Raw genomic sequence first — 24,892 nt, forward strand, 5'->3', positions numbered from 1 at the left:
CACTGCGCGATCCGCCGGGGGCGGCCGCCTGGAAGAGGTCGATCACGCCAGCCACCCCGCCTGCACCGCCAGGAATGCCGCCACCACCAGCAGGGCGCCGGTGAGTATCGACATCGCGTACGACCGGACGAAGCCGGTCTGGAGTCGCCGGAGCCGGCCCGACCCACCGCCGACACCAGCGGCCAGTCCGTTGACCAGCCCGTCGACGCCCCGGTTGTCGAGGTAGACCAGCGCCCGGGTGAGGAAGATGCCCGGCTTCTCGAAGACCGCCTCGTTGAACGAGTCGGTGTAGAGGTTCTTCCGGGCGGCGGTGACCAGTACCCCGGCCGGCTGCGGCTCGGTGGCCGTGCCGTTACGGAACAGGAACCAGGCCAGGCCGGCACCGATCAGGGTGACCAGGATCGACAGGATGGTGATCACCGTGTGGGAGAGCACGCCGTGCGCCTCGCCCTCCTCCGCGCCGCCGAGCCCAGCGGTGGCGGTCAGCCAGTCCGGCACCGAGGTGGAGAGCAGGAAACCGGCGGCGACCGAGCCGACCGCGAGCAGGATCAGCGGGATGGTCATCAGCTTCGGCGACTCGTGCGGGTGCTCGATGTCGTCGGTCCACCGCTTCGGGCCGTGGAAGGTCAGCACGAAGAGCCGGGTCATGTAGAACGCGGTGAGCCCGGCACCGAGCATCGCGGCCCCGCCGAAGAGCCAGGCGGTCCAGTCGTCGCGCTCGAACGCCTTCGCGATGATCGGCTCCTTCGAGAAGTAGCCGGAGAGCGGCGGGATGCCGATGATGGCCAGCCAGCCGGTGGCGAAGGTGATCCAGGTGACCTTCATGTACTTGGACAGGCCACCGAAGCGGCGGATGTCCACCTGGTCCTTCATGCCGTGCATGACCGAGCCGGCGCCGAGGAACATGTTGGCCTTGAAGAAGCCGTGCGCGAGCAGGTGCACGATGGCCAGCGCGTACGCCCCACCGCCGAGACCGACCCCGAGGAACATGTAGCCGATCTGGCTCACCGTCGACCAGGCGAGTACCCGCTTGATGTCGTCCTTGGCCGCACCGATGATGCAGCCGAGCAGCAGGGTCAGCGCGCCGACGCTCACCACGACGAGCTGGAGCGTCGAGTTGGCCGAGAAGATCGGGTTCGACCGGGCGATCAGGTAGACACCGGCGGTGACCATCGTGGCGGCGTGGATGAGCGCCGACACCGGGGTCGGACCCTCCATCGCGTCCGGCAACCACGCCTGGAGCGGGAACTGGCCGGACTTACCGGTCGCGCCGAGCAGGAGCAGCAGGCCGAGCACCAGCACGGTACCGCCGGCCAAGCCGCCGACGCCGTTGAACACCTCGTCGTACTGGGTGGTGCCGAGGGTGGCGAACATGATGAAGATGCCGATGGCCAGGCCGGCGTCGCCGACCCGGTTCATCAGGAACGCCTTCTTGCCGGCGGTGGCGGCGGTCGGACGCTCGTACCAGAAGGAGATCAGCAGGTACGACGCCAGACCGACGCCCTCCCAGCCGAAGTAGAGCATCACGTAGTTGTTGCCGAGCACCAGCAGGAGCATCGCGGCGACGAACAGGTTGAAGTAGGCGAAGAACCGCCGCCGGCCCGGGTCGTGCGACATGTACTCGACCGCGTACAGGTGGATCAGGAAACCCACCCCGGTGATCAGCAGTACGAAGACCGCGGCCAGCGGGTCGAAGAGCAGACCGAAGTCCACCTTGAAGTCGCCGACCGCGATGAAGTCCCAGAGACTACGCTCGACGGACTTGTTCTCCAGCCCACGGAGCTGGAGGAAGAAGGTCAGGCCGAGCACGAACGCGACGCCGATGCTGGCGACGCCGAGCCAGTGCCCCCAACGGTCGGCGCGGCGGCCCAGCAGCAGCAGGATCGCGGCGCTGACCAGCGGGATCGCCACCAGCAGCCAGACGCTGCCGAGCAGCCCCGTGGCCTCTGCGTAACGCACAGTCTCTTCCACTGGTGGGCCCCTCTAGTACTTGAGCAGGTTGGCGTCGTCGACGCTCGCCGAGCGTCGAGTCCGGAAGATCGACATGATGATGGCGAGACCGATCACGACCTCGGCCGCCGCGACCACCATCACGAAGAACGCCATGATCTGACCGTTCAGGTCGCCGTTGATCCGGCTGAACGTGACCAGCGCCAGGTTGGCCGCGTTGAGCATCAGCTCGACGCACATGAAGAGCACGATGGCGTTGCGCCGGATGAGCACCCCGACCGCGCCGATGGTGAACAGCACCGCAGCGAGGATCAGGTAGTAGTCGGGCTCCACCGAGAAGAACTCGTTCATTACTTCTCCGTCCCCTTCAGCGTCGTCTCCGACTCGGAGAGCTCCCGGGTGGGCAGGATCTCCGGGACACTGCGCTCGGTCAGCCGGCCGTCCGGCAGTCGGGCCGGGGTGGCCACCGACGACGAGGTGGCGTAGATGCCCGGACCGGGCTTCGGGCCGGGGTAGTTACCCGGGGCGAACCGCGCCTTCATGGTAGCGATCTGGTCCATCTTGTCGGCCTTGCGGCGCTCCACGTGGGCCAGCACCATCGCGCCGACCGCCGCCGTGATCAGCAGCGCCGAGGTCAACTCGAAGGCGAACACGTACTTGGTGAAGAGCAGCCGGGCGATGCCCTGCACGTTGCCCTCGGCGTTCGCCTGCTCCAGCCCGGCCGGCGTCCTGCCCTGGAGCGCCCGGTAGAGCCCGGTGCCGACCAGGCCGGCGAAGCCGAGCCCGAGCAGCACCGCGACCGGACGCTGGCCGCGCAGGGTCTCGATGAGCGAGTCGGAGGCGTCCCGGCCGACCAGCATCAGCACGAACAGGAAGAGCATCATGATCGCGCCGGTGTAGACGATGATCTGCACCATGCCGATGAACGGCCCGGCCTGGAGCACGTAGAACACGCCCAGGCAGAGCATGGTCAGCACCAGCCAGAGCGCCGAGTGCACGGCGTTGCGGGCCCAGACCATGCCGATCGCGCCGATCAGCGCCAGCGGCGCGAGGATCCAGAAGGTGACGGCTTCCCCGCCGGTCACCGCCCCCGTCGCGGCCAGCACCGCCTGCCCGCCGGTCATGCCCGTTCCCCCTTTGCCGCTTGCGCCCGCTGGGCCGCCTGCTCGGCACCGGGGAACGTCACACCCGGGTGCTCCGCTACGCCGTACCCGCCGTTCGGCGACTGCTCCGCACCGGCCGAGGTGCCCGGGTTGGTCAGCGCACCGACGTAGTAGTCCTTCTCGCTGTCGCCGAGCCGCATCGGGTGCGGCGGCTGCTCCATGCCCGGCAGCAGCGGCGCGAGCAGCTGCTCCTTGGTGAAGATCAGGTCCTGCCGGGAGTCGCGGGCCAGCTCGTACTCGTTGCTCATGGTCAGCGAGCGGGTCGGGCACGCCTCGATGCAGAGCCCGCAGAAGATGCAGCGGGCATAGTTGATCTGGTAGACGCTGGCGTACCGCTCACCGGGCGAGAAGCGCTGCTCCTCGGTGTTGTCGCCACCCTCGACGTAGATCGCGTCCGCCGGGCAGGCCCAGGCGCACAGCTCGCAGCCGATGCACTTCTCCAGCCCGTCCGGGTGGCGGTTGAGGATGTGCCGGCCGTGGTAACGCGGCGCGGAGACCGGCGGCTTGAACGGGTAGTCCGTGGTGACGACCTTCTTGAACATGTGCGAGAAGGTGACCCCGAAACCCTTGAAGGTGCCCGTGATCGCGCCCATGTCACACCTCCTCCTTCTCGACCGGGGCGGCACCGATGTTCGCCGGCTCCCGCTCGGCGACCAGGCGCCGGGTACGCGGGCTCGGCGGGACCTGAAGGTCCATGGGGGGCAGCGGGAAGCTGCCGTGCGGCCGGCGGTTGACCTGCTCCTGGAGGGTCGGCTTCGGTCGCGCTCCGCGGGTCGGCCAGAGGAGCGCGGCGAGCAGCAGGATGCCGGCCGGGATACCGACCGCGACCACCTTGTCCTGGGTCTGCCAGTCCTCGATCGAGCGGAAACCGGCGAGTACCAGGATCCAGACCAGGTTGATCGGCAGCAGCACCTTCCAGCCGAACCGCATGAACTGGTCGTACCGGAGCCGGGGCAGCGTGCCGCGCAGCCAGACGAAGACGAAGACCAGGATCAGCACCTTGCCGAAGAACCAGAGCATCGGCCACCAGCCGGAGTTGGCCCCGGCCCAGAAGGTGGTGATCGGTGCGGGCGCCCGCCAGCCGCCGAGGAAGAGCGTGGTGGTGACCGCGGACATGGTCACCATCGACACGTACTCGGAGAGCATGAAGAGCGCGAACTTCAGCGAGCTGTACTCGGTCATGAAGCCGGCGACCAGTTCGGACTCCGCCTCGGGCAGGTCGAACGGGGCGCGGTTGGTCTCACCGACCGTGGCGATGAAGAAGATGATGAAGCTCGGCAGCAGCAGGATGGCGTACCAGCCGGGCGCCGGTACCTCGGTGCCGAAGATGCTCAGCCGGGTGCCGTCCGCCTGGGCGGCGACGATCCCGCTGGTGGACATGGTGCCCGCGGTCATGAAGACCGCCACGATGGAGAGCCCCATCGCGACCTCGTAGGAGATCATCTGGGCGCTGGACCGGAGACCACCGAGCAGCGGGTAGGTCGAGCCGGAGGCCCAGCCGCCGAGCACGATGCCGTAGATGCCCATCGAGGAGCAGGCCAGCAGCACCAGCACCGCCACCGACACGTCGGTAACCTGTAGCGGGGTCCAGTGGCCGAAGATGCTGACCATCGGCCCGAAGGGGACCACCGACAGTGCGGTGACCGCGCAGATCACCGAGATGGTCGGCGCGAAGAAGTAGACGACCTTGTCCGCCTTCTTCGGGAGGATGTCCTCCTTGAAGGCCATCTTCAGACCGTCGGCGAGGGTCTGCAGCAGACCGAACGGGCCGACCTGGTTGGGACCCGGCCGGACCTGCATCCAGCCGACGACCTTCCGCTCGAACCAGACGCCGAGCAGAGTGGCCAGCAGACCGAACGCGAACGCGAAGACGATCTTGATGAGGACCAGCCACCACGGATCCTTGCCGAAGTCGGCCAGCGTCGGATCCTGGGCCAGATAGAGCGTGCTCACTGGACACCCCCAGCGGTGTTGAGGAGCGGACCGGGCCGACCGGCCGCATCCGCCGCGACCGGCGCCGGGGCGGCGGCGGAGACCCGCACCACCGCTCCGGAGGTCACGCCGAGGCTGCGCCGTACGGTCGAACCGGGCGAGTTGGTCGGCAGCCAGACGACACCGTCCGGCATCTCGGTGATCGCCGCCGGCAGGGTCAGCGCCCCCCGGTCGGTACCGACGGTCACCGCATCCCCGTCCGCGACACCGAGCGCCTCCGCGGTGCCCTTGCCGAGGCGGACCACCGGCGGGCGGGCGGTGCCACCGAGGTACTCGTCACCGTCGGTCAGGCTGCCCAGGTCGATGAGCTGGTGCCAGGTGGCGAGGACGGCCTCACCTGGGCCGGTCCGCGGCACCGCCGCCGGCTCCACCACCGGAGCACCGGGGCGGTCCTGCCGGGTCGCCGGCAGCGAGCCCAGCTCGCGGCGGACACTGTTCACGTCGGCGGTCCCGAGTTCCACCCCGAGCTGCGCGGCGATGGCGTCCAGCAACCGACCGTCGTTCATCGAGGTGGTCTCCAGCACCGCCTCGAAGGTGCGCAGCCGGCCCTCCCAGTCCAGGAAGCTGCCGGCCTTCTCGACCACCGGGGCGACCGGGAACACCACGTCCGCCCGGCGGGCCACCGCCGAGTTGCGCAGCTCCAGGCTGACCAGGAAGGGAACCTTGTCCAGGGCCTGCTCGGCCAGCCGGGGGTCGGCCAGGTCGGACGGGTCGACGCCCGCCACCACCAGGGCACCGAGCTGACCGGCCGCCGCAGCGGCGATGATCTGGTCGGTGTCCCGGCCGGCCTGGCTCGGGATGATCCCGGCGGCCACGTCCCACGCCTCACCCAACTCGGCACGGGCACCCGGCTCGGTCACCAGCCGGCCACCGGGCAGCAGGTTGGGCAGGCAGCCCGCGTCGACCGCACCCCGGTCGCCGGCCCGGCGCGGCACCCAGGCCAGCTTGGCGCCGGTCCGCCGGGCGATGTCGGCGGCGGCGGAGAGGCCACCCGGTACGCTGCCGAGCCGCTCACCGACGATCAGGATGGCCCCCGGGGTGCCGAGTGCCTCCGCGACCGTGGCGTGCTCGGCGAGCACCTGCGCCTCCTCGCCGGGGACCACCCGGGCGAGCTTGGCACCGAGCTTCTCCAGCCCACGGGTGGCGAACGGGGCCAGCGCGTAGACCTTGAGCTTCCGCTTGAGGTAGGCCTTGCGCAGCCGCAGGAAGAGGATCGGGCACTCCTCCTCCGGCTCCAGTCCGACCAGCACCACCGCCGGGGCGTTCTCCACGTCGGCGTAGGTCACGTCGGTGACCCCGGCGACGTTGCTGGCCAGGAAGTCGGTCTCCTCCCGGCTCACCGGCCGGGCCCGGAAGTCGATGTCGTTGCTGTGCAGGGCGACCCGGGCGAACTTCGCGTACGCGTAGGCGTCCTCGACGGTCAGCCGGCCGCCGGTCAGCACGGCCGTACCCTGGCCGCCGTCCCGGGCCGCGCGCAGCCCCTCGGCCGCCACCGCCAGCGCCTCGCTCCAGGACGCCTCGCGCAGCTCACCGGTCTTCGAGTCCCGGACCAGCGGGGTGGTGAGCCGGTCGAAGGCGCGGGTGTACTGGAAGCCCCAGCGCCCCTTGTCGCAGTTCCACTCCTCGTTGACCGCCGAATCGTCGCCGGCCAGCCGGCGCAGCACCTTGCCGCGCCGCCAGTCGGTGCGCTGGGCGCAACCGGCGGAGCAGTGCTCGCAGACGCTGGGGGTGGAGACCAGGTCGAACGGCCGCGCCCGGAACCGGTACTGGGCACCGGTCAGGGCACCCACCGGGCAGATCTGCACCGTGTTGCCGGAGAAGTAGGAGTTGAACGGGACGTCGCCGGAGTCCGAGTCCTCCGCGCCGTACGCGTCGTCCCGGTAGATGTTGATCTCCTCGTGCGAGGAGCGCCCCATCAGGTCGATGAACTTGTCACCGGCGATTTCCTCCGAGAACCGGGTGCAGCGCTGGCAGAGCACGCAGCGCTCCCGGTCCAGCAGCACCTGGGAGGAGATGTTCAGCGGCTTCTCGTACTCCCGCTTGTGCTCGTGGAAGCGCGAGTCGGTCCGGCCGGTGGACATGGCCTGGTTCTGCAGCGGGCACTCGCCGCCCTTGTCACACATCGGGCAGTCGAGCGGGTGGTTGACCAGCAGCAGCTCCATGATCCCCTGCTGGGCCTTCTTGGCCACGTCGGAGGTGAGCTGGGTCCGGACCACCATGCCCTCGGCCACCGGCTGGGTGCAGGAGGCCACCGGCTTGCGCTGCCCCTCCACCTCGACCAGGCACTGCCGGCAGGCACCGGCCGGGGCCAGCAGCGGGTGGTCGCAGAACCGGGGGATCTCCGTGCCGAGCTGCTCGGCCACCCGGATGATCAGCGCACCCTTGGGTGCGGTCACCTCGACCCCGTCGATGGTCAGCGTGACGGTCTCGGTGTTCTTCGCAACGTCGGTCATCAGTGCGCCCCTACCAGGGTCTGCTCCGAGAGCCTCGGAGCCTTCCGACCCTCGATGTAGTCGAGGTAGTCCTGCTTGAAGTACTTCAGCGAGGAGGTCACCGGGCTGGTCGCACCGTCGCCCAGACCGCAGAACGCGCGGCCGAGCACGTTGTCGCAGGTGTCCAGCAGGGTGTCCAGGTCCTCGTGGGTGCCCTGACCGGCGAGGATCCGCCGGTAGACCCGGACCATCCAGTAGTTGCCCTCCCGGCAGGGGGTGCACTTGCCGCACGACTCGTGGTGGTAGAACTCCAGCCACCGGTAGGTCGCGTAGACCGGGCAGTCCTGGTCGGAGAAGATCTGGGTGGCCGTGGTGCCGAGGATCGAACCGGCCGCCGCGACCCCCTCGAAGTCCAGCGGGACGTCCAGGTGGTCGGCGGTCAGCAGCGGGGTGGACGAGCCACCCGGGGTCCAGAACCGCAGGTTGTGGCCCGGCTTCATGCCCCCGGCCAGCTCGATCAGCTCGCGCAGCGTGACGCCCATCGTGCACTCGTACTGGCCCGGGTTGGCGATCCGACCGGAGAGCGAGTAGATCATCGGGCCGGACGACTTCTCCGTGCCCATGGTCTTCCACCACTCGGCCCCGCCGAGCACGATGTACGGCACGCTGGCGATGGTGCCGACGTTGTTGACCACGGTCGGGCAGGCGTAGAGGCCATGGGTCGCCGGGAACGGCGGGCGCAGCCGGGGCTGCCCCCGGAAGCCCTCCAGCGAGTCCAGCAGCGCGGTCTCCTCGCCGCAGATGTACGCCCCGGCACCGCTGTGCACCACCAGGTCCAGGTCGAACCCGGAGCCGAGGATGTTCCGCCCGAGGTAACCCCGGGCGTACGCCTCGTCGACCGCGTGCCGCAGCCGGCGGGCCGCGTGCACCGCCTCACCCCGGATGTAGATGTAGGCCCGGTTGGCGCGGATCGCGTACGACGCGATGATCACGCCCTCGACCAGCGAGTGCGGGTCGTGGGTCATCAGCGGCAGGTCCTTGCAGGTACCCGGCTCGCCCTCGTCGGCGTTGACCACCAGGTAGTGCGGCTTGCCGTCACCCTGCGGGATGAAGCCCCACTTCAGACCGGTAGGGAAGCCGGCACCGCCCCGGCCCCGCAGGCCGGAGTCCTTGACCAGCTGGATCAGGTCGTCCGGCTGCGCCTTGAGTGCCTTGCGCAGCGCGGCGTAGCCGTCGAGCCGCTCGTAGGTCCGCAGCTGCCAGGCGTCCGGCGAGAGCCAGCGCTTGGTGAGCACCGGGGTCAGCTTGGCCAGCGTCTCCGGTCGAGGCGTCGTCACTGCTGTGCCTCCCTTTCGCTCGCGGCTGCGGGGCCCGCAAGCTCACTCCTCGCGCTCGCCGATGCCTCATCGAGCGAGCGCTGCTGCGCGTCCGAAGCGTCACCGGCGGGCTTACCGTCGCCGGCCGGGGTGTTCGCGGCGACCCCGGCCGCCTCGGCGGCCTGCGCGTCGCGCGGGGTCGGAGCGACGCCGTCGACCGGGATCTTGGTACCCGGGGAGTCCGGGACCGGGGTCTTTGCATCCGGCTGGCGGGTCTCGGCCGCCCGCACCTCCGGCGACTTGGCGTCCGGGGCCTTCACGTCCGGGGCGGTGGTACCGGTCGGCGCGGCCTTGGCCGGGGTGGCCGGGACCGGGTCGTCCTTGCGCCGGATCGGGGTGTTCGGGTCGAAGCCCGGCACCGAGATACCGTGCTGCTCGGCCAGGCGCAGGCCACGCAGGGTCGGCTCGCCCGGTACCCCGTCGGCCACCGCACCCTCACGGGTGTCGGCGAAGCCGGCGAGCTGCACCGACATCTCCTTCAGCGTGCAGAGCCGGGCGCCCCGGGACGGCGCGGGCCGGCCACCGGCCCGCAGTTCGTCGACGACCTTGACCGCACCGGCCGGGTCGACACCGTCGAAGAAGTCGTAGTTGACGGTCATCACCGGCCCGTAGTCACAGGCCGCGAGGCACTCTGCGTGCTCCAGGGTGATCTTCCCGTCGGCGGTGGTCTCCTCGTGCCCGACGCCCAGGTACTCGGCGACGGTGTCGTAGACCTCCTGCCCGCCCAGCACGTTGCACATGGTGTTGGTGCAGACGCTGACCAGGTAGTCGCCGGTCGGCCGGCGCTTGTACATGGTGTAGAAGGTGGCGACCGCGCCGACCTGGGCCTTGTTCAGGCCGAGGACCTCGGCGCAGAACTCGACGCCGGCCGGGGAGACGTACCCCTCCTCGGACTGCACCAGGTGCAGCAGCGGCAGCAGCGCCGAGCGGGACCGGTCCGCCGGATAGCGGGCGATGATCTCCCGCGCCCGCTCGCGCGTCTCGTCAGAGAAACCCATCAGCGATCACACCCACCCATCACGGGGTCCAGAGAGGCGCCGCCGGCGATCACGTCGGCGATCAGCCCGCCCTCGGCCATCGCCGGGATGGCCTGGAGGTTGACGAAGCTCGGCTCCCGGTAGTGCACCCGGTAGGGCCGGGTGCCACCGTCGGAGACCGCGTGCACACCCAGTTCGCCGCGCGGCGACTCGACCGCGACGTAGACCTGGCCCGGCGGTACCCGGAAACCCTCGGTGACGAGCTTGAAGTGGTGGATCAGCGACTCCATCGACTGACCCATGATCTTGGCGACGTGCTCCAGCGAGTTGCCCATCCCGTCGACGCCGATGGCGAGCTGCGCCGGCCAGGCGATCTTCCGGTCGGCGACCATCACCGGGCCCGGCTTCAGCCGGTCCAGCGCCTGCTCGACCAGCTTCAGCGACTCCCGGATCTCGGCGAGCCGGACCAGGTAGCGGCCCCAGACATCGCCGTCCGGATGGGTCGGCACGTCGAACTCGTAGGTCTCGTAGCCGCAGTACGGCATGGTCTTGCGCAGGTCCCAGGCGAGACCGGCGGAACGCAGCACCGGGCCGGTGACGCCGAGCGCGAGGCAGCCGGTGACATCGAGCACCGCGACCTTCTGGGTCCGCTCGGTCCAGATCGGCTGGCCGGAGAGGAGGTCCTCGTACTCCTTGAGCTTCTTCGGCATCATCTTGAGGAACTCGCGGATCTTGACGATCGCCTCGTCCGGCACGTCCTGGGCGACGCCGCCCGGCCGTACGTAGGCGTGGTTCATCCGCAGCCCGGTGATCATCTCGAAGATGTCGAGGATGTACTCGCGCTCCCGGAAGCCGTACAGCATGATCGAGATCGCGCCGAGCTCCATGCCCGTGGTGGCCAGCCAGACCAGGTGCGAGGAGATCCGGTTCAGCTCCATCATCAGCACCCGGATGGTGTTGGCCCGCTCGGTGATCTCGTCGGTGACCCCGAGCAGCTTCTCCACCGCCAGGCTGTACGCCGTCTCGTTGAAGATCGGCGACAGGTAGTCCATCCGGGTGACGAACGTGGTGCCCTGCACCCAGTTGCGGTATTCGAGGTTCTTCTCGATGCCGGTGTGCAGGTAGCCGACGACCGACCGGGCCTCGCGGACGGTCTCCCCCTCCAGCTCCAGGATCAGCCGGAGCACGCCGTGCGTGGAGGGGTGCTGCGGACCCATGTTCACGACGATCCGCTCGTCGGTGATCGGGTCCCTGCCGGAGACGACGGTGTCCCAGTCCCCGCCGGTGACGGTGAAGACGCGACCCTCGGTCGTCTCGCGCTCGGTGGCGTAGTTGGGAGTGCTCACTGGTACGACCTCCGACGGTCCGGCGGCGGGATCTCGGCGCCCTTGTACTCGACCGGCACCCCGCCGAGGGGGTAGTCCTTGCGCTGCGGGTGCCCCTCCCAGTCGTCCGGCATGAGGATCCGGGTCAGGCTGGGGTGGCCGTCGAAGATGACGCCGAACATGTCGTACGTCTCCCGTTCCTGCCAGTCGGCGGTCGGGTAGATGCTGGTCACGCTCGGCAGGTGCGGGTCCTCGGCGGAGACGGCCGCCTCCAGGCGGACCCGACGGCGGTAGGTCATCGAGGTCAGGTGGTAGACGACGTGCAGCCGCCGCTGGTCCGACCCCAGGTAGTCCACGCCGGACACCGAGGAGCAGAGCTCGAAGCGAAGCGACAGGTCGTCCCGCATCACCTGGCAGACCTCGGCGATCCGCTCGGGGCGGACGTGGATGGTCAGCTCGCCGCGATCGACGACCACCTTCTCCACGGCGTCACCGAAGGCCGGGTACGCCTCTTCCAGCGCGTCCCGGACCTCGTCGAAGTAGCCGCCGTAGGGGCGGGGGCTCCCCTCGACCAGCCGGCGCGGCCGGACCAGGCCGCCGAAGCCGGAGGTGTCGCCGGTGCCGTGGATGCCGAACATGCCCTGACCGGCGGGACTGGCCGGCGGGTACTCGGCCGGAGCGCCGCTGGTGGCGCCGGTCGGCGGGGCCGCCACCGGTACGCCGCCACCCGGGTCCTCACTCGGTGCCGGAGTCGTCATTTGTGTGCGCCCCCTGCCAGGTGGTTCTGGGCCTTCATCCAGTTCTCGATGCGCAGCTGCTCCTCGCGGCCCTCGCGGACCGCCTGGGTCCACTCGGCCCGCCGGGCCTTGTCCGAGCGGTACGACGAGGGCATCGAGCCGTAGGGGACGAGCGGCACGTCACCGCGCGCCTTACGGGCCTCCAGCATCTTGCGACCGTTCGGGCCGAGCGGCTCGTGCATGATCTTCTCGCGGAGCTTGAGGATCGCGTCGATCAGCATCTCGGGCCGGGGCGGACAGCCGGGCAGGTACATGTCGACCGGCACGACGTGGTCGACGCCCTGGACGATGGCGTAGTTGTTGAACATCCCGCCGCTGCTGGCGCAGACACCCATCGAGATGACCCAGCGGGGCTCGGGCATCTGGTCGTAGATCTGCCGCAGCACCGGGGCCATCTTCTGGCTCACCCGGCCGGCGACGATCATCAGGTCGGCCTGCCGGGGCGAGGCCCGGAAGACCTCCATGCCCCAGCGACCCAGGTCGTAGTGCGGGCCACCGGCCGCCATCATCTCGATGGCGCAGCAGGCCAGACCGAAGGTCGCCCCCCAGACGGAGGACTTACGGGTCCAGTTGACCAGCTTTTCCACCGAGGTGAGCAGGACGCCGGCGGGGAGCTTCTCCTCGATGCCCATCTGACGTTCCTCCCTCAGTCCCAGTCCAGGCCGCCGCGCCGCCAGACGTAGGCGTAAGCGACGAAGACCGCGACGATGAACAGGACCATCTCCACGAAGCCGAAGATCGGCAGGGCGTTGAACGAGACCGCCCAGGGGTAGAGGAAGATGATCTCGATGTCGAAGACGATGAAGAGCATCGCCGTCAGGTAGAACTTGATCGGGAACCGGCCGCCGCCGACCGGCTGGGGGCTCGGCTCGATGCCGCACTCGTACGCATCGAGCTTGGCCCTGTTGTAGCGGCGGGGTCCGGTGAAGCGGGCGGCGGCCACCGAGAAGAGCGCGAAGCCCGCGGCGAGGGCGAACAGCCCGATGATGGGTGCGTAAGGCGAGAGCGACATGGTTTTCTCCTGCTCGTCCTTCCCTGCCCTCGATATGGTCAGCAAAAATCACAATATTCACAGCCGTAAGGGTCACCCCGCGCGGGGTGGACGTTGACCACTACACGGCTGGTGCCACCTTCGTCATCGCGTTGATGACCCGGTCCATCGCGTCCCCGCCACGGGGGTCGGTCAGGTTGGCCAGCAGCTTGAGCACGAAGCGCATCAGGGTGGGGTGCGGCATGCCGTGCCGGGTGGCGATCCGCATGATCTCCGGGCGGCCGATCAGCTTGACGAAGATCCCGCCGAGCCGGTAGTAGCCGCCGTAGCGGGCCTTCAGCTCGGCCGGGTACTGCGCCAACGCGCGCTCCCGTTCGGCACCCGCGGGCCGGGCCAGTGCCTGCGCCACGACCTCGGCGGCCAGCGCGCCGGACTCCATCGCGTACGCGATGCCCTCACCGTTGAACGGGTTGACCATGCCGCCGGAGTCACCGACCAGCAGCACACCCCGGGTGTAGTGCGGTACCCGGTTGAAGCCCATCGGCAGCGCGGCACCGAGGATCGGGCCGTCGGCGTTGGCCTCGTCGGTCATCCCCCAGTCCTCGGGGGTGGTGGCGAGCCAGTCGGTGAGCAGCCGGCGGTAGTTCGTCTTACCGAAGGCCGACGAGGAGTTGAGCACCCCGAGGCCGACGTTGACCCGACCGTCGCCCATCCCGAAGATCCAGCCGTACCCCGGCAGGAGCTTGTCCGGGTTCTCCTTGCTGCGCAGTTCCAGCCAGGATTCGAGGTAGTTGTCGTCGTGCTTGGCGGGTGAGCGGTAGTACCGCCGGACCGCGACCCCGATCGGCCGGTCCTCCCGCTTGGCCAGGCCGAGGGCGAGTGGGAACCGCCCGGAGACGCCGTCCGCGGCGACCACCAGCGGGGCGTGGAAGGCGGTCGGGACCTTGTCCGGGCCGACCTCGGCGTTGACGCCGACGACCCGACCGGCGGCGTCCAGCACCGGGGACATCACGTTGACGCTGGTACGCAGCTCGGCGCCGGCCGCGACCGCGCGCTTGGCCAGCAGGTCGTCGAAGTCGAGTCGGGTCCGCACCAGGCCGTAGCTGGGGAAGCTGGCCAGCTCGGGCCAGTCCAGCTCCAGCCGGATGCCGCCGCCGATCACCCGCAGCCCCCGGTTGTGCAGCCAGCCGGCCTCGGGTGAGGTGTCCACACCCATGCTGACCAGCTGCTTCACCGCCCGTGGGGTGAGCCCGTCGCCGCATACCTTCTCGCGCGGGAACTCGGTCTTCTCCAGCAGCAGCACCCGTACGCCGTGGCTGGCGAGGTGGTAGGCGGTTGCCGAGCCGCCGGGACCGGCGCCCACGACGATCACGTCGGCGTCGTTCTCCACTGCGGTCATCCGGACCCCCCTCCCAACGCTCGTGAAATCCTTCACAAGCCAGTTCGGGGAGGAGTCTATGACCGCCATTAGGCCGCCCCAGGGTTAGGGATACCTAACTTACCGAGGTGACGGGGATCTCAGCCCTCGAAACAAGGGTCCGTGGGAGCCCTTCCGGCGCCCCGCAACACCAGTCGCCGCGCCCGCTCCGCGCATCCGGTACCGGAATCCGGGCAGCGTCGGCGAAAACGGACCGGCGGGTGGCGATAACCGGGGAATGTTACGCGAATCACTCCCGGGTTGCCACCGACATGTCGGAAACGGACACCGGACCACTGCCAAAGCCGACCGGCATCTCGCCGGCATCCGGACCGGCCGACTCGGCGTCCGCGACATCCCGTCGGATCGCCTCGGGCAACTGGTCACGGAGCGCGCCACCGGCCGCCCGGTCGAGAGCTGCCAGCACCTCGGCCACCACCTGCCGCACCCCGGCCGGGTCCGGCCCGGCGAGCTGGCGCAGCTCCGCGACGAGGTCGTTGGCGTCGGTACCCTCCACCGCCGCACCGGCCCGGTGCTCTGTGCCCGTCATGGGGCCAGCCTACGGGGCAAAACGGACTAATCGCTGATTAACCACGAAAAATCAGTGCTGGTCGAGAAACCCCGGGACGGACGGCGTCAGGGCCGGATCCCCCGGTGCAACGCCACCACGCCTCCGGTCAGGTTGCGCCAGGCGACCTTCCCCCAGCCGGCACCGCCGATCCGTCCGGCCAGGGCCGCCTGATCCGACCACGCCCGCACCGACTCCGCCAGATAGACGTACGCCTCCGGGTTGCTCGACACCGCCCGGGCCACCGCCGGCAACGACCGCATCAGGTACGACAGGTAGACGGTCCGGAACGCCGGGTTCGTCGGCGTACTGAACTCGCACACCACGAGTCGCCCACCGGGCCGGGTGACCCGGGCCAGTTCGCGGAGTGCCGCGTCGGTGTCGGCCACGTTGCGCAGGCAGAAGGAGATGGTCACCGCGTCGAAGCTGGCGTCGGCGAAGGGCAGCCGCAGCGCGTCCCCGGCGAGCAGGGGCACCAGCGGGCGGCTCCGCTTACCGGCGTACAGCATGCCGAGGGAGAGGTCGACGCCCACCGCGTACGCCCCGGAGCGGGCGAGTTCCTCGGTCGAGACGCCGGTACCGGCACCCACGTCGAGCACCCGTTCACCGGGAAGGAGATCCAGCGCCTCCCGGGTGGCCCGGCGCCAGCCCCGGTCCTGCCCGAAGGAGAGCACCGTGTTGGTCAGGTCGTAGCGGGAGGCGACGCCGTCGAACATCGCGGCGACCTCGTGCGGCTGCTTGTCCAGGCTGGCCCGCTGGCCCTGGGGGGTACGGCTCACCCCTCCACTCTGCCAGCCGCCCGTCCGGTACCGGCACCGGCCTCGGCCCGCGTCACGCCCGTCACGTGACAACGGAGGCGGGGTGGCCGGGCCACCCCGCCCCCGTCGGGCACGGATCCGCCGGTCAGGCGGTCGGCTTCTCGTCGCCCGGGGTCACCAGCACCACCCGACGGCGGCGGGCCAGCACGAACAGCACCGCACCGGCAGCGAGTACGCCGAGACCGACCCCGCCGATCAGTCCGGCCTGCGCCCCGGTCACCGGCAGCGGTCCGCCGCCACCCGAGCCGCCGCCGTCACCCGGCTCGGTCGGCGCGACGGTGGGCGTGGCCGACCCGGTCGGGGTCGGGGTGACCTTCTTCCCCACGAAGATGTCGAAGATGGAGTTGTTGTCCGCCTCGTCGACCTCCTCGAAGGTCTTGCGCTGCGTACCGGTCGCCCGACGCGGCTCCTCGGCCGGCTCCTCGTCGGTGGCCCGGTCGAGGCCGACGGCGAAGAGCACGCCGGGCGTGAGCACCTTCCCGGTGACGTCCGCGCCGACCTTCACCCGGACCGTGTCGGTCCAGAACTCGCCCGGCTCCAGCACCAGGCCCTTCTCCTCGCAGTACGCCACGGTGAGGTCACCGATCGACTGCTGCTCGCAGCTTTCCGGCAGCGTGGCGAAGGTGGCCCCCTTCGGCAGGCTGAGGCCGTAGAGGACACCGGTCGCCCGGCGGCTGCCGCCGTTGTAGACCGCCCAGTCCAGGGGAGCGGTGTCACCGGGCGCGACCGGCGTCAGACCGGTCTCGCCAGCCTCGTCGGCGTCCACCTCGACGTCGGCGTAGACGTCCTGGGACCAGGCGCTCAGGTCGTACCCCGGCTTGGTGACCGTGATGTCCACCGTCTCGGTGTTGTTGTCCTCCTGCGGGTCGGGGTTGTCCGACCGCACGGTGACCTTCAGGGAGCCGCCGTCGCCCTTGCCGCCGGTGCTGAACAGCGGCAGGCCGAACTCACCGGTGGTGCCGCCGGCCAGGTCGCCGAGGAGGCAGGTGAAGGTCGTGCCGGAGACCTTGCACCCGTCGGGGATCAGGTACCCGACCCGGTTGGCCCTGAGTTCGGCGGTGTCGACGGTCACCGTGACGTTCCGCGCGGCCACCGATCCGGTGAGGTTGTAGACGGTGAACTTGAACGGCTTCAGGTTGGCCTCGGTGATGCCCTTGGCCAGCGCCGAGCTGACCGGTACGACGGCGAGGTCCGCCTGGTCGGCGGCGTGCGCCGGGCCGGCGACGGTGGCCAGCCCACCGGCGGCCAGCAGGGCGACGGCACCGAGACGCGCCAGGGTGGAACGGTTGTGCGAGATCATTGATCCCCCGGGGGGAAAGGAAAGACAGAGGGCGAGCGGACGTTATCCGACCGGAACCCGTCACGCCAGCAGTCCACACCGGCTGACCAGGAAATTCACCCGACAGCACCGGATCATCGGCCGTCCGGCGGGGCGGATCGGCGATCGGGTCACGGTGGACGGACACTGCGGGCGGGGTGGTTGACCACCCCGCCCGCAATGCCGTGCATCTATGTAAACGGCCCGCGCGGGCCGATGGAGGACGACTATCGGCGGTCACCGGGCACCGACTGGTACGGCGCCGACAGCAACCGGGCTGACCTGCGGAAAGTAGCCTCCCACAGCCGGGCCCGCCATTGGCGTAACTGACCCGTTATCAGCCTGACGTCATTCGTCCATCGAATCGACGACGAGCGCTACGATCCGGTCACTGCGCGTCGACGAGCGGCAGCGACCGCCGGGCCCCGCCACCCGGCAGGGCGATCGACGAGAAGTGCGACACGACCCGGTCGTCGGTCGGGTCGTCGGCCGGCGTGTGGTGCACGGCGAGCCGCCGGTAGAGGGTGTCCCGCTGGGCCGGGATCCGGTCGGCGGAGCGGATCATGCCGATCAGCTCGTGCAGGTTGGAGCGGTGCCGGGCGCCGGCGGAGGAGATGACGTTCTCCTCCAGCATGATCGAGCCGAGGTCGTCGACACCCATGTGCAGGGCGAGCTGCCCGACGTCCTTTCCGGTCGTCAGCCAGGACGCCTGGAGGTGCGGGACGGTCTCGAAGAACAGCCGGGCCACCGCGACCAGCCGCAGGTACTCCAGGGTGGTCGCCTGGGTCCGCCCCTTGAGGTGGTTGTTCTCCGGCTGGTACGTCCACGGGATGAAGGCCCGGAAACCACCGGTCCGGTCCTGCACGTCACGGATCATGCGCAGGTGTTCGATCCGCTCGGCGTTGGTCTCGCCGGTGCCCATCATCATGGTCGCGGTCGACTCCAGGCCCTGCCGGTGGGCCAGCTCCATGACCTCCAGCCAGCGGGCGCCGGACTCCTTGAGCGGGGCGATCGCCTTCCGCGGCCGGTCCGGCAGCATCTCGGCGCCGGCACCGGCGATCGAGTCCAGCCCGGCGGCCTTGATCCGGGCGATCGCCTCGTCCAGGCTCACGCCGGAGACCTTGGCCATGTGCAGGATCTCGCTCGGGCCGATCGAGTGGATGGCGAGCTGCGGGTACGCCTGCTTGACCGAGGAGAAAAGCTCCTCGTAGTACTCGACGCCGTAGTCGGGGTGGTGACCGCCCTGGAGCATCACCTGCGTGGCACCCAACTCGACCGCCTCACCGCACCGGCGCAGAATCTCCTCGGTCGGGTGGGTCCAGCCCTCCCGGTGCTTGGGAGCCCGGTAGAACGCGCAGAACTTGCACGCCGTCACGCAGACGTTGGTGTAGTTGATGTTGCGATCGATCAGGTACGTCACGATGTTGTCCGGGTACCGGCGACGGCGCACCGCGTCCGCCGCCTCGCCCAGGGCGTGGAAGGGCGCGTCGGTGTAGAGCAGCAGCGCCTCCTCGGGCGTGATCCGCCCGCCGTCCGCGCCACGCTGCAGGATGCTGTGGATCTCCCGGCTCGTCGTCACGGTTCCGAGGGTACGTCGCCCGGTTTCCCCCTGCCCGACCCCCGCCCGCCCGCTGTGACCTTCGCGCACGGCGCCCCGTCACCGGCGCGTCGATCATGGAGTTGTGGTGGGTGACAAAAGCGGAGTAAGTACGCCCTACCGGGCACCACAAGTCCATGATCGACGTGGCGGGCGGTCAGGCGTCGTAGTCGATCGTGACCTGGTCGGTGACCGGGCTGGACTGGCAGGTCAACACGTAGCCCGCCGCCACCTCGTCCGGTTCCAGGGCGTAGTTGCGGGCCATCGACACCTCACCGGAGACCACCTTGGCCCGGCAGGTCGAGCAGACCCCGCCCTTGCAGGCGTACGGCAGCTCACCGCGCACCTTCAGGGCGGCGTCCAGCACCCGCTGCTGCCGGCCCATGGTGAACGTCGAGGCCCGGCCGTCCAGCACGATGGTGACCTCGCTGCCGCCCGGGGCGGTCTCCGCCGGCCGGGTCGGTGGGGTCGGGGCGGCGTCGACGTGGAACAGCTCGCTGTGCAGCGCGCCCTCCGGGACGCCCCGCGCGGTCAGCACCTCGCGGGCGTCGACCACCATGCCGTACGGGCCGCAGAGGAACCACTCCTCGATCCGGTCACCGGGCACGATGCTCTCCAGCAGCCGCCCGAACCGGTCGGCGTCGACCCGGCCGGAGAGCAGCGGCGACTCCCCCGGCTCCCGGGACAGCACGTGCACCAGGTGCAACCGGGTGGGATACCGGTCCTTCAGGTCAGCCAGTTCCTCGGCGAACATCACACTGTTCGCCGTCCGGTTGCCGTACACCAGGGTGAAGGTGCTGGCCGGCTCGACGGCCAGGGCGGTGGCGACCAGGGCGAGCACCGGGGTGATCCCGGACCCGGCGACCAGGGCGCCGTAGTGGCGGACCCGGCCCGGGTCGAACGCGGTGGTGAAGTGCCCGAGCGGTGGCAGCACCTCGACGGTGTCGCCGGTACGCAGCGCCGCGCAGGCGAAACTGGAGAAGGCGCCGCCGGGGATCTCCCGCACCCCGATCCGCAGCCGACCGTGCCGGGCCAACTCGTCCGGCGTCGAGCAGATCGAGTACGACCGCCGCACGTCGGAGCCGTCGTCGCCGGCCCGGCGCACGGTCAGGTGCTGGCCGGCCTGGAAGGCGAAGGTCTCCCGCAGTTCGTCGGGCACGGCGAAGGTGATGGCGACCGCGTCCTCGGTGAGCCGGTCGACGGCGGTGACGGGCAGCGGGTGGAAGACCGGCCGGCGGCGTACCGGGCGGGAGATCGTGACAGTCACAGCGCCTTCAGGTGGTCGAAGGGTTCACGGCAGGCCCGGCAGCGCCAGAGCGCCTTGCAGGCGGTGGAGCCGAACCGGCTGACCTGCTCGGTCTCCGGGGAGCCGCAGCGCGGGCAGCGGACGGCAAGGGTGAGCGGGACGACCCCGTCCCGGCGGACCGGGGCGGGCGGGGCGATACCGGCGGCGGCCAGCTTGGCCCGCCCCGAGTCGGAGATCCAGTCGGTGCTCCAGGCCGGGGTGAGGACGGTCCGGACCTCCACTTCCGGATGGCCGGCGGCGGCCAGCGCCCGGCGGATGTCCGCCCGGATCACGTCCATCGCCGGGCAGCCGGTGTAGGTGGGGGTGATGGTCACGGTGACCCGACCGGTGGCCGGATCCTCGGTGACGTCGCGCAGGATGCCCAGCTCGTCGATGGTGACCACCCGGATCTCCGGGTCCACCACCGCCGCGACGGCCGCCCGCACGTCACTCACCACCGGCCCCCGTCCCCGGCCCGGTCACCAGCGGGCCCTCGGGTGGGCGCGGTGCAGCACCTGCATCTCGGCGAGCAGGTACGACAGGTGCTCGGTGTGCACGCCGTCCCGCCCGCCGGCCGGTGCCCAGCCGGACCCCGGCCGGGTCAGCGTGGCTTCGGCAAACACGTCGTCGACCACCGCGTCGAACCCGGCATGCAGGGTGGCCGGGTCGACCGGTGCGGTCGGGTCCGGCGCGAACAGTTCGTGGTGGTACGGCCAGACCTGGTCGACGGCGTCCTGCATCCGGCGGTGCGACTCGTCGCTGCCGTCACCGAGCCGCTTTACCCAGAGCGCGCTGTGGTCGAGGTGGTACGCGGACTCCTTACGGGCCTTGGCGGCGATCGCGGCGAGCCGCTCGTCGGCGCACCCGCTCAACGCGGTGTAGAGCGGGAGCTGGTAGGCGGCGAGCAGGAACAGTTTCGCCATGGTCACCGCGAAGTCGCCGTTGGGCAGCTCGACCAGGAGGACGTTGCGGAACTCCCGGTCGTCGCGGAGGAACGCCAGGGCGTCCTCGTCCCGGCCGGCGCCCTCCCGTTCGCCCGCGTACGACAGCAGCAGGCGGGCCGCGCCGAGCTGGTCGAGGGCGATGTTGGCCAGCGCGACGTCCTCTTCCATCTCCGGCGCGCGGCTGGTCCACTCAGCCAGCCGCTGCGCGGCGATCAGGGCGTCGTCGCCGAGACCGAGCAGGTGGTCGACGGTGGGGGTCACAGGTGGGCCACCCCGTCCGGCACCTCGTAGAAGGTGGGATGGCGGTAGACCTTGTCCGCCGCCGGGTCGAAGAAGGCGTCCTTCTCGTCCGGGCTGGACGCGGTGATCGCGCCCGCCGGCACCACCCAGATGGAGACCCCCTCCTGCCGGCGGGTGTAGAGGTCCCGGGCGTTGTGCAGGGCCAGCTCGGCGTCCGGGGCGTGCAGGCTGCCGACATGACTGTGCGACAACCCGCGCCGGGGCCGGACGAAGACCTCCCACAACGGCCACTGCTCCGTGGTCACGCCGCCACCCTCTCCTTCTCGGCCGCCCGCTTCGCGGCGTACGCCGCAGCGGCCTCCCGTACCCAGGCCCCGTCGGCGTGGGCGCGACGGCGGTGCTCCATCCGTTGCCGGTTGCACGGCCCGTCGCCCTTGATCACCCGCATCAGCTCGTCGTAGTCCGGCTGGGTGTAGTCGTACGCCTGACGGTCCTCGTTCCACCGCAGGTCGGGGTCGGGCAGGGTGAGCCCGAGGATCTCCGCCTGCTGCACGCACATGTCCACGAACCGCTGACGCAGCTCGTCGTTGGAGAAGCGCTTGATCTTCCAGGCCATCGACTGCGCGGAGTGCGTGGAGTCGCCGTCCGGCGGGCCGAACATCGCCAGGGACGGGTACCACCACCGGTCGACGGCGTCCTGGGCCATCGCCTTCTGCGCCGGGGTGCCGTGCGACAGGGTGTGCAGGATCTCGTACCCCTGACGCTGGTGGAACGACTCCTCCTTGCAGACCCGGATCATCGCCCGCGCGTACGGGCCGTAGGAACAGCGGCAGAGCGGCACCTGGTTGACGATCGCCGCCCCGTCGACCAGCCAGCCGATCGCGCCGACGTCGGCCCAGGTGAGGGTGGGGTAGTTGAAGATCGAGCTGTACTTCTGCCGGCCGGCGAGCAGCAGCTCGACCAGCTCGTCCCGGTTGATCCCGAGGGTCTCGGCGGCGGCGTACAGGTAGAGCCCGTGGCCGGCCTCGTCCTGCACCTTGGCCAGCAGGATGGCCTTCCGCTTGAGGGAGGGCGCCCGGGAGATCCAGTTCCCCTCGGGCTGCATCCCGATGATCTCCGAGTGGGCGTGCTGGGCGATCTGCCGGATCAGCGTCTTCCGGTACGCCTCGGGCATCCAGTCCCGCGGCTCGATCTTCTGGTCGGCCCCGATCACCTCGTCGAAGTACGCCTGGAGGTCGTCGCCGGGCGCCGGGCCGTCCGGTCGGCCGCGTTCGGCGGCCCGCCGCAGGGCCTCCTCCGCCGCCTCGACCTGACCGAGCAGGCCACCGCCGGGAGCGTCGTCGGTACCGGGGAAGTCGTTGCCATACACGGGACAAGTGTTACAGCTCCCAGCTTGCGAAACTAGGGTCTGTCACAGACTTCAGCGCGGGACCGCCAACCACCGGGCGGCTGACCACGCAGGAAACGAGCAGCCACAGTGGTGACATGCATCACAAAAGACCCGAAATCCCGTACCCGAATCGGGGAAATGGCTAGTTAGTCCCGATTAATCAGGGCTTGCTGATGTCGCGTCGTGGCGGGAATGTGATCCGGACGTAGACTTTCCCGGTCCACGCAATCGGTTCCTGACGATCGTCGCCTCACCGAGGCCGCCACCCCCGGCCTCGCGATCGCCGAGCCGCACCGGTCCGGTCCCCCCGGCCCCGACTTCTGGAGTCCACCCACTCATGCGACCTCGCGTGATCATGGTGCTCGCCATCGTGGCGGTCCTCCTCGGCGGCGTCATGCTGGTCCCCGCCGCGTACGCCCGCCTGTCCGGCGGCGACGACGAGGTCGATCGCACCCCCCGCGCCAACACCCCGGAGCCCGCCACCCCGCCCGCGCCGACACTGGCCGCCGCGCCGGTCTCGGTGGCATTCAGCGGTTCCCACCTGACCTGGGCGCTGATGGACCGCAAGAGCGGCGCGATATCCGGCTCGAAGAACATGACGGCCACCAACTCGACCGAGTCGATGATCAAGGTCTGGATCGTCTCGGACTACCTGCGCCGCCTCGGCGACAAGCCGTTCACCGCAGAGCGGAAGAAGCAGGCCAGCACCGCGATCCGGGACAGCAACGACGACTCCGCCGTCGCGCTCTACAACACCGGCGGCAAGACCGCCGTCACCAAGCGCATGATCGACATGTGCGGGCTCACCGAGACCCGCATCAGCACCAAACCGGGGTACGTCGGTTGGTGGAGCTTCACCGAGATGTCCGCCCGGGATGCGGTCCGGCTGGGAAACTGTGTCGCCGACGGCACGGCCGCCGGCCCGAAGTGGACCGAGTGGGTACTGGACGAGATGAGCAAGGTCCGGGGCACCACGGCCGCCAAGGATCAGCAACTCAAGCAGGGCGGTGGTCGTTGGGGAATTGTCGACGGACTTCCCGATGAGATCGAGAAACAGGGCCCGGTCAGCATCAAGAACGGCTGGACCCCGCTCTACTACGACAACAACTGGCACGTGAACTGCCTCGCGGTGACCGACAGTTGGTCGCTGGCGGTGATGATGCGCTACCCGATCAGCCGGGGCCTCGACTACGGCGCGAAGGTCTGCGCCAGCGTCACCGCACAGCTGGTCACCCCGCAGCCGGGCGCCGCCCTCAAGGTGCCGCAACCTCTGACCACGAAGGCGAAGCTCTGATGGCTGGTAACCGCCGGGCACCCCGGCCGGACGGCAAGGAAGCGTCCCCGCTGCGGCTGGTGGTCATCTCCGCGGTCCTGCTGGTGCTGGTGCTCGCCGCGCTGCGCTTCCTGCCCGGATCACCCTTCGAGTCGACCGCCGCCGCCCGGTGGGGCGCTGCGACACCGGCCGACGGGCGCACCGCCACGGCCGCCCAGGCGCCCAGCCGGGCGGATCGGCCGGCTCCGTCCCCGACGCCCAGCCCCACCCTGCCGCCGCTGCCGCTCAAGGCCACCGAGGTCGACCTCGACCTGGCCGGCTGGTGGAGCTGGAGCCTGCTGGACACCCGCACCGGGGAGATCGCCGGCTCGGAGAACATGGACGAGACCAGCACCACCGCGTCGCTGATCAAGTCCTGGATCGTCGCCGACTGGCTGCGGCGTACCGACGAGGCGGGTGACAAGCCGAGCCAGGCGAAGCTCGCCGACGCCACCCTGATCATCCGGGACAGCGACAACACCCGGACCGAGCGTCTCTACACCACCATGGGGCGGACCGCCTCCATCAAGCGCCTGCTGTCGATCTGCAAGCTGACCGACAGCAGGGTCGCCGCCGACGGCGGCTGGAGCCGTACCCAGCTCTCCCCCCGGGACATTGCCCGGCTCGGCGCCTGCATCGCGGACGGCCGGGCCGCCGGCCCCGAGTGGACCGAATGGCTGCTCAACGAGATGCGGCTGGTCCGGGGTACCGGTGACTTCGGTATCCGCAAGGCGTTCCCCGCCGCCGAGCAGAAGCAGATCGCGATCAAGAACGGCTGGGTCGACCGGACGAAGGAGCAGGAGATCCACATCAACTGCCTCGCCATCGGCGACGGCTGGACGATGGGCGTCATGCTCCGCTACCCGATCGGGCGGGGTTACGAGTACGGCATGCAGAACTGCGAGAAGATCACCGAGGAACTGATCCGCGCGGCTGCCTGAGCGCAACCGGCAATAGGTGCGGTGGCGGCGAGGCGGGTTCTGGCCGAGGGTGGCAAGGC

The 24,892-nt window shown here is 70.1% G+C and carries 24 protein-coding genes; 2 read left to right on the forward strand and 22 right to left on the reverse strand.

Going from position 1 to position 24,892, the window contains the following annotated elements:
• Positions 1–42 precede the first annotated feature (42 nt).
• The 22 genes from nuoL to paaA all read right to left on the reverse strand — a co-directional run bounded on the left by nuoL (position 43) and on the right by paaA (position 22,559).
• A complete protein-coding gene (gene nuoL / locus V6U90_RS04385; RefSeq protein WP_334431246.1) occupies positions 43–1,971 on the reverse strand; it encodes an NADH-quinone oxidoreductase subunit L in 1,929 nt (642 codons plus the stop codon).
• Positions 1,972–1,983: 12 nt separating this feature from the next.
• Positions 1,984–2,301, reverse strand: a complete 318-nt coding sequence (gene nuoK / locus V6U90_RS04390) for an NADH-quinone oxidoreductase subunit NuoK (RefSeq protein ID WP_334431247.1) — start codon at positions 2,299–2,301, stop codon at positions 1,984–1,986.
• Positions 2,301–3,074 (reverse strand): NADH-quinone oxidoreductase subunit J, encoded by a 774-nt coding sequence (locus V6U90_RS04395; RefSeq protein ID WP_334431248.1) that lies wholly within the window; start codon positions 3,072–3,074, stop codon positions 2,301–2,303. Before V6U90_RS04395 ends, nuoK begins: the two co-directional genes overlap by 1 nt.
• Complete coding sequence (gene nuoI, locus V6U90_RS04400; protein WP_334431249.1) at positions 3,071–3,706, reverse strand: NADH-quinone oxidoreductase subunit NuoI; 636 nt, start codon at positions 3,704–3,706, stop codon at positions 3,071–3,073. The genes V6U90_RS04395 and nuoI overlap by 4 nt, the downstream gene beginning before the upstream one ends.
• Position 3,707: 1 nt before the next feature.
• Entirely contained in the window at positions 3,708–5,066 is a 1,359-nt protein-coding gene (nuoH, locus tag V6U90_RS04405; protein ID WP_334431250.1) for an NADH-quinone oxidoreductase subunit NuoH, read from the reverse strand.
• On the reverse strand, positions 5,063–7,558 hold the full coding sequence (locus tag V6U90_RS04410; protein ID WP_334431251.1) for an NADH-quinone oxidoreductase subunit G: 2,496 nt from the start codon (positions 7,556–7,558) through the stop codon (positions 5,063–5,065). Before V6U90_RS04410 ends, nuoH begins: the two co-directional genes overlap by 4 nt.
• On the reverse strand, positions 7,558–8,874 hold the full coding sequence (gene nuoF, locus V6U90_RS04415; RefSeq protein WP_334431252.1) for an NADH-quinone oxidoreductase subunit NuoF: 1,317 nt from the start codon (positions 8,872–8,874) through the stop codon (positions 7,558–7,560). The genes V6U90_RS04410 and nuoF overlap by 1 nt, the downstream gene beginning before the upstream one ends.
• Positions 8,871–9,914, reverse strand: a complete 1,044-nt coding sequence (nuoE, locus tag V6U90_RS04420) for an NADH-quinone oxidoreductase subunit NuoE (RefSeq protein WP_334431532.1) — start codon at positions 9,912–9,914, stop codon at positions 8,871–8,873. Before nuoE ends, nuoF begins: the two co-directional genes overlap by 4 nt.
• A complete protein-coding gene (locus tag V6U90_RS04425; protein ID WP_334431253.1) occupies positions 9,911–11,236 on the reverse strand; it encodes an NADH-quinone oxidoreductase subunit D in 1,326 nt (441 codons plus the stop codon). Before V6U90_RS04425 ends, nuoE begins: the two co-directional genes overlap by 4 nt.
• On the reverse strand, positions 11,233–11,973 hold the full coding sequence (locus tag V6U90_RS04430) for an NADH-quinone oxidoreductase subunit C (protein WP_334431254.1): 741 nt from the start codon (positions 11,971–11,973) through the stop codon (positions 11,233–11,235). Before V6U90_RS04430 ends, V6U90_RS04425 begins: the two co-directional genes overlap by 4 nt.
• Positions 11,970–12,644 carry a NuoB/complex I 20 kDa subunit family protein gene (locus V6U90_RS04435; protein WP_334431255.1) on the reverse strand — a complete coding sequence of 225 codons (675 nt, stop codon included), beginning with the start codon at positions 12,642–12,644 and terminating at the stop codon, positions 11,970–11,972. Before V6U90_RS04435 ends, V6U90_RS04430 begins: the two co-directional genes overlap by 4 nt.
• 14 nt (positions 12,645–12,658) lie before the next feature.
• Positions 12,659–13,024 carry an NADH-quinone oxidoreductase subunit A gene (locus V6U90_RS04440; RefSeq protein WP_334431256.1) on the reverse strand — a complete coding sequence of 122 codons (366 nt, stop codon included), beginning with the start codon at positions 13,022–13,024 and terminating at the stop codon, positions 12,659–12,661.
• 100 nt (positions 13,025–13,124) lie between these two features.
• On the reverse strand, positions 13,125–14,402 hold the full coding sequence (locus tag V6U90_RS04445; RefSeq protein WP_334431257.1) for a geranylgeranyl reductase family protein: 1,278 nt from the start codon (positions 14,400–14,402) through the stop codon (positions 13,125–13,127).
• 268 nt (positions 14,403–14,670) lie between these two features.
• Positions 14,671–14,970: a hypothetical protein gene (locus V6U90_RS04450; protein WP_334431258.1), complete on the reverse strand. Its 300-nt coding sequence runs from the start codon at positions 14,968–14,970 to the stop codon at positions 14,671–14,673.
• 86 nt (positions 14,971–15,056) lie between these two features.
• A complete protein-coding gene (locus V6U90_RS04455) occupies positions 15,057–15,767 on the reverse strand; it encodes a demethylmenaquinone methyltransferase (protein WP_334431259.1) in 711 nt (236 codons plus the stop codon).
• 124 nt (positions 15,768–15,891) lie between these two features.
• Positions 15,892–17,106 carry an LPXTG cell wall anchor domain-containing protein gene (locus V6U90_RS04460; protein ID WP_334431260.1) on the reverse strand — a complete coding sequence of 405 codons (1,215 nt, stop codon included), beginning with the start codon at positions 17,104–17,106 and terminating at the stop codon, positions 15,892–15,894.
• Between the two features lie 406 nt (positions 17,107–17,512).
• The gene (mqnC, locus tag V6U90_RS04465; protein ID WP_334431261.1) at positions 17,513–18,703 is read right to left on the reverse strand and encodes a cyclic dehypoxanthinyl futalosine synthase; all 1,191 of its coding nucleotides are present in this window, start codon (positions 18,701–18,703) and stop codon (positions 17,513–17,515) included.
• 175 nt (positions 18,704–18,878) lie between these two features.
• Positions 18,879–19,988 (reverse strand): 1,2-phenylacetyl-CoA epoxidase subunit PaaE, encoded by a 1,110-nt coding sequence (gene paaE, locus V6U90_RS04470; RefSeq protein ID WP_334431262.1) that lies wholly within the window; start codon positions 19,986–19,988, stop codon positions 18,879–18,881.
• Positions 19,985–20,461, reverse strand: coding sequence for a 1,2-phenylacetyl-CoA epoxidase subunit PaaD (paaD, locus tag V6U90_RS04475; RefSeq protein ID WP_334431263.1), 477 nt, complete (start codon positions 20,459–20,461; stop codon positions 19,985–19,987). Before paaD ends, paaE begins: the two co-directional genes overlap by 4 nt.
• Positions 20,462–20,485: 24 nt before the next feature.
• Positions 20,486–21,211, reverse strand: coding sequence for a 1,2-phenylacetyl-CoA epoxidase subunit PaaC (gene paaC, locus V6U90_RS04480; protein ID WP_334431264.1), 726 nt, complete (start codon positions 21,209–21,211; stop codon positions 20,486–20,488).
• Positions 21,208–21,495 (reverse strand): 1,2-phenylacetyl-CoA epoxidase subunit PaaB, encoded by a 288-nt coding sequence (paaB, locus tag V6U90_RS04485; protein ID WP_334431265.1) that lies wholly within the window; start codon positions 21,493–21,495, stop codon positions 21,208–21,210. The genes paaC and paaB overlap by 4 nt, the downstream gene beginning before the upstream one ends.
• On the reverse strand, positions 21,492–22,559 hold the full coding sequence (gene paaA / locus V6U90_RS04490; RefSeq protein WP_334431266.1) for a 1,2-phenylacetyl-CoA epoxidase subunit PaaA: 1,068 nt from the start codon (positions 22,557–22,559) through the stop codon (positions 21,492–21,494). The genes paaB and paaA overlap by 4 nt, the downstream gene beginning before the upstream one ends.
• Before the next feature lie 358 nt (positions 22,560–22,917).
• On the opposite strand from paaA, the gene V6U90_RS04495 reads away from it, so the two are divergent.
• Positions 22,918–23,874: a hypothetical protein gene (locus tag V6U90_RS04495; RefSeq protein WP_334431267.1), complete on the forward strand. Its 957-nt coding sequence runs from the start codon at positions 22,918–22,920 to the stop codon at positions 23,872–23,874.
• The gene (locus tag V6U90_RS04500) at positions 23,874–24,833 is read left to right on the forward strand and encodes a serine hydrolase (protein WP_334431268.1); all 960 of its coding nucleotides are present in this window, start codon (positions 23,874–23,876) and stop codon (positions 24,831–24,833) included. Before V6U90_RS04495 ends, V6U90_RS04500 begins: the two co-directional genes overlap by 1 nt.
• The last annotated feature ends 59 nt before the right edge of the window (positions 24,834–24,892 follow it).

It is taken from the genome of Micromonospora sp. CPCC 206060 (genome assembly GCF_036906895.1).
GTDB lineage: Bacteria > Actinomycetota > Actinomycetes > Mycobacteriales > Micromonosporaceae > Micromonospora.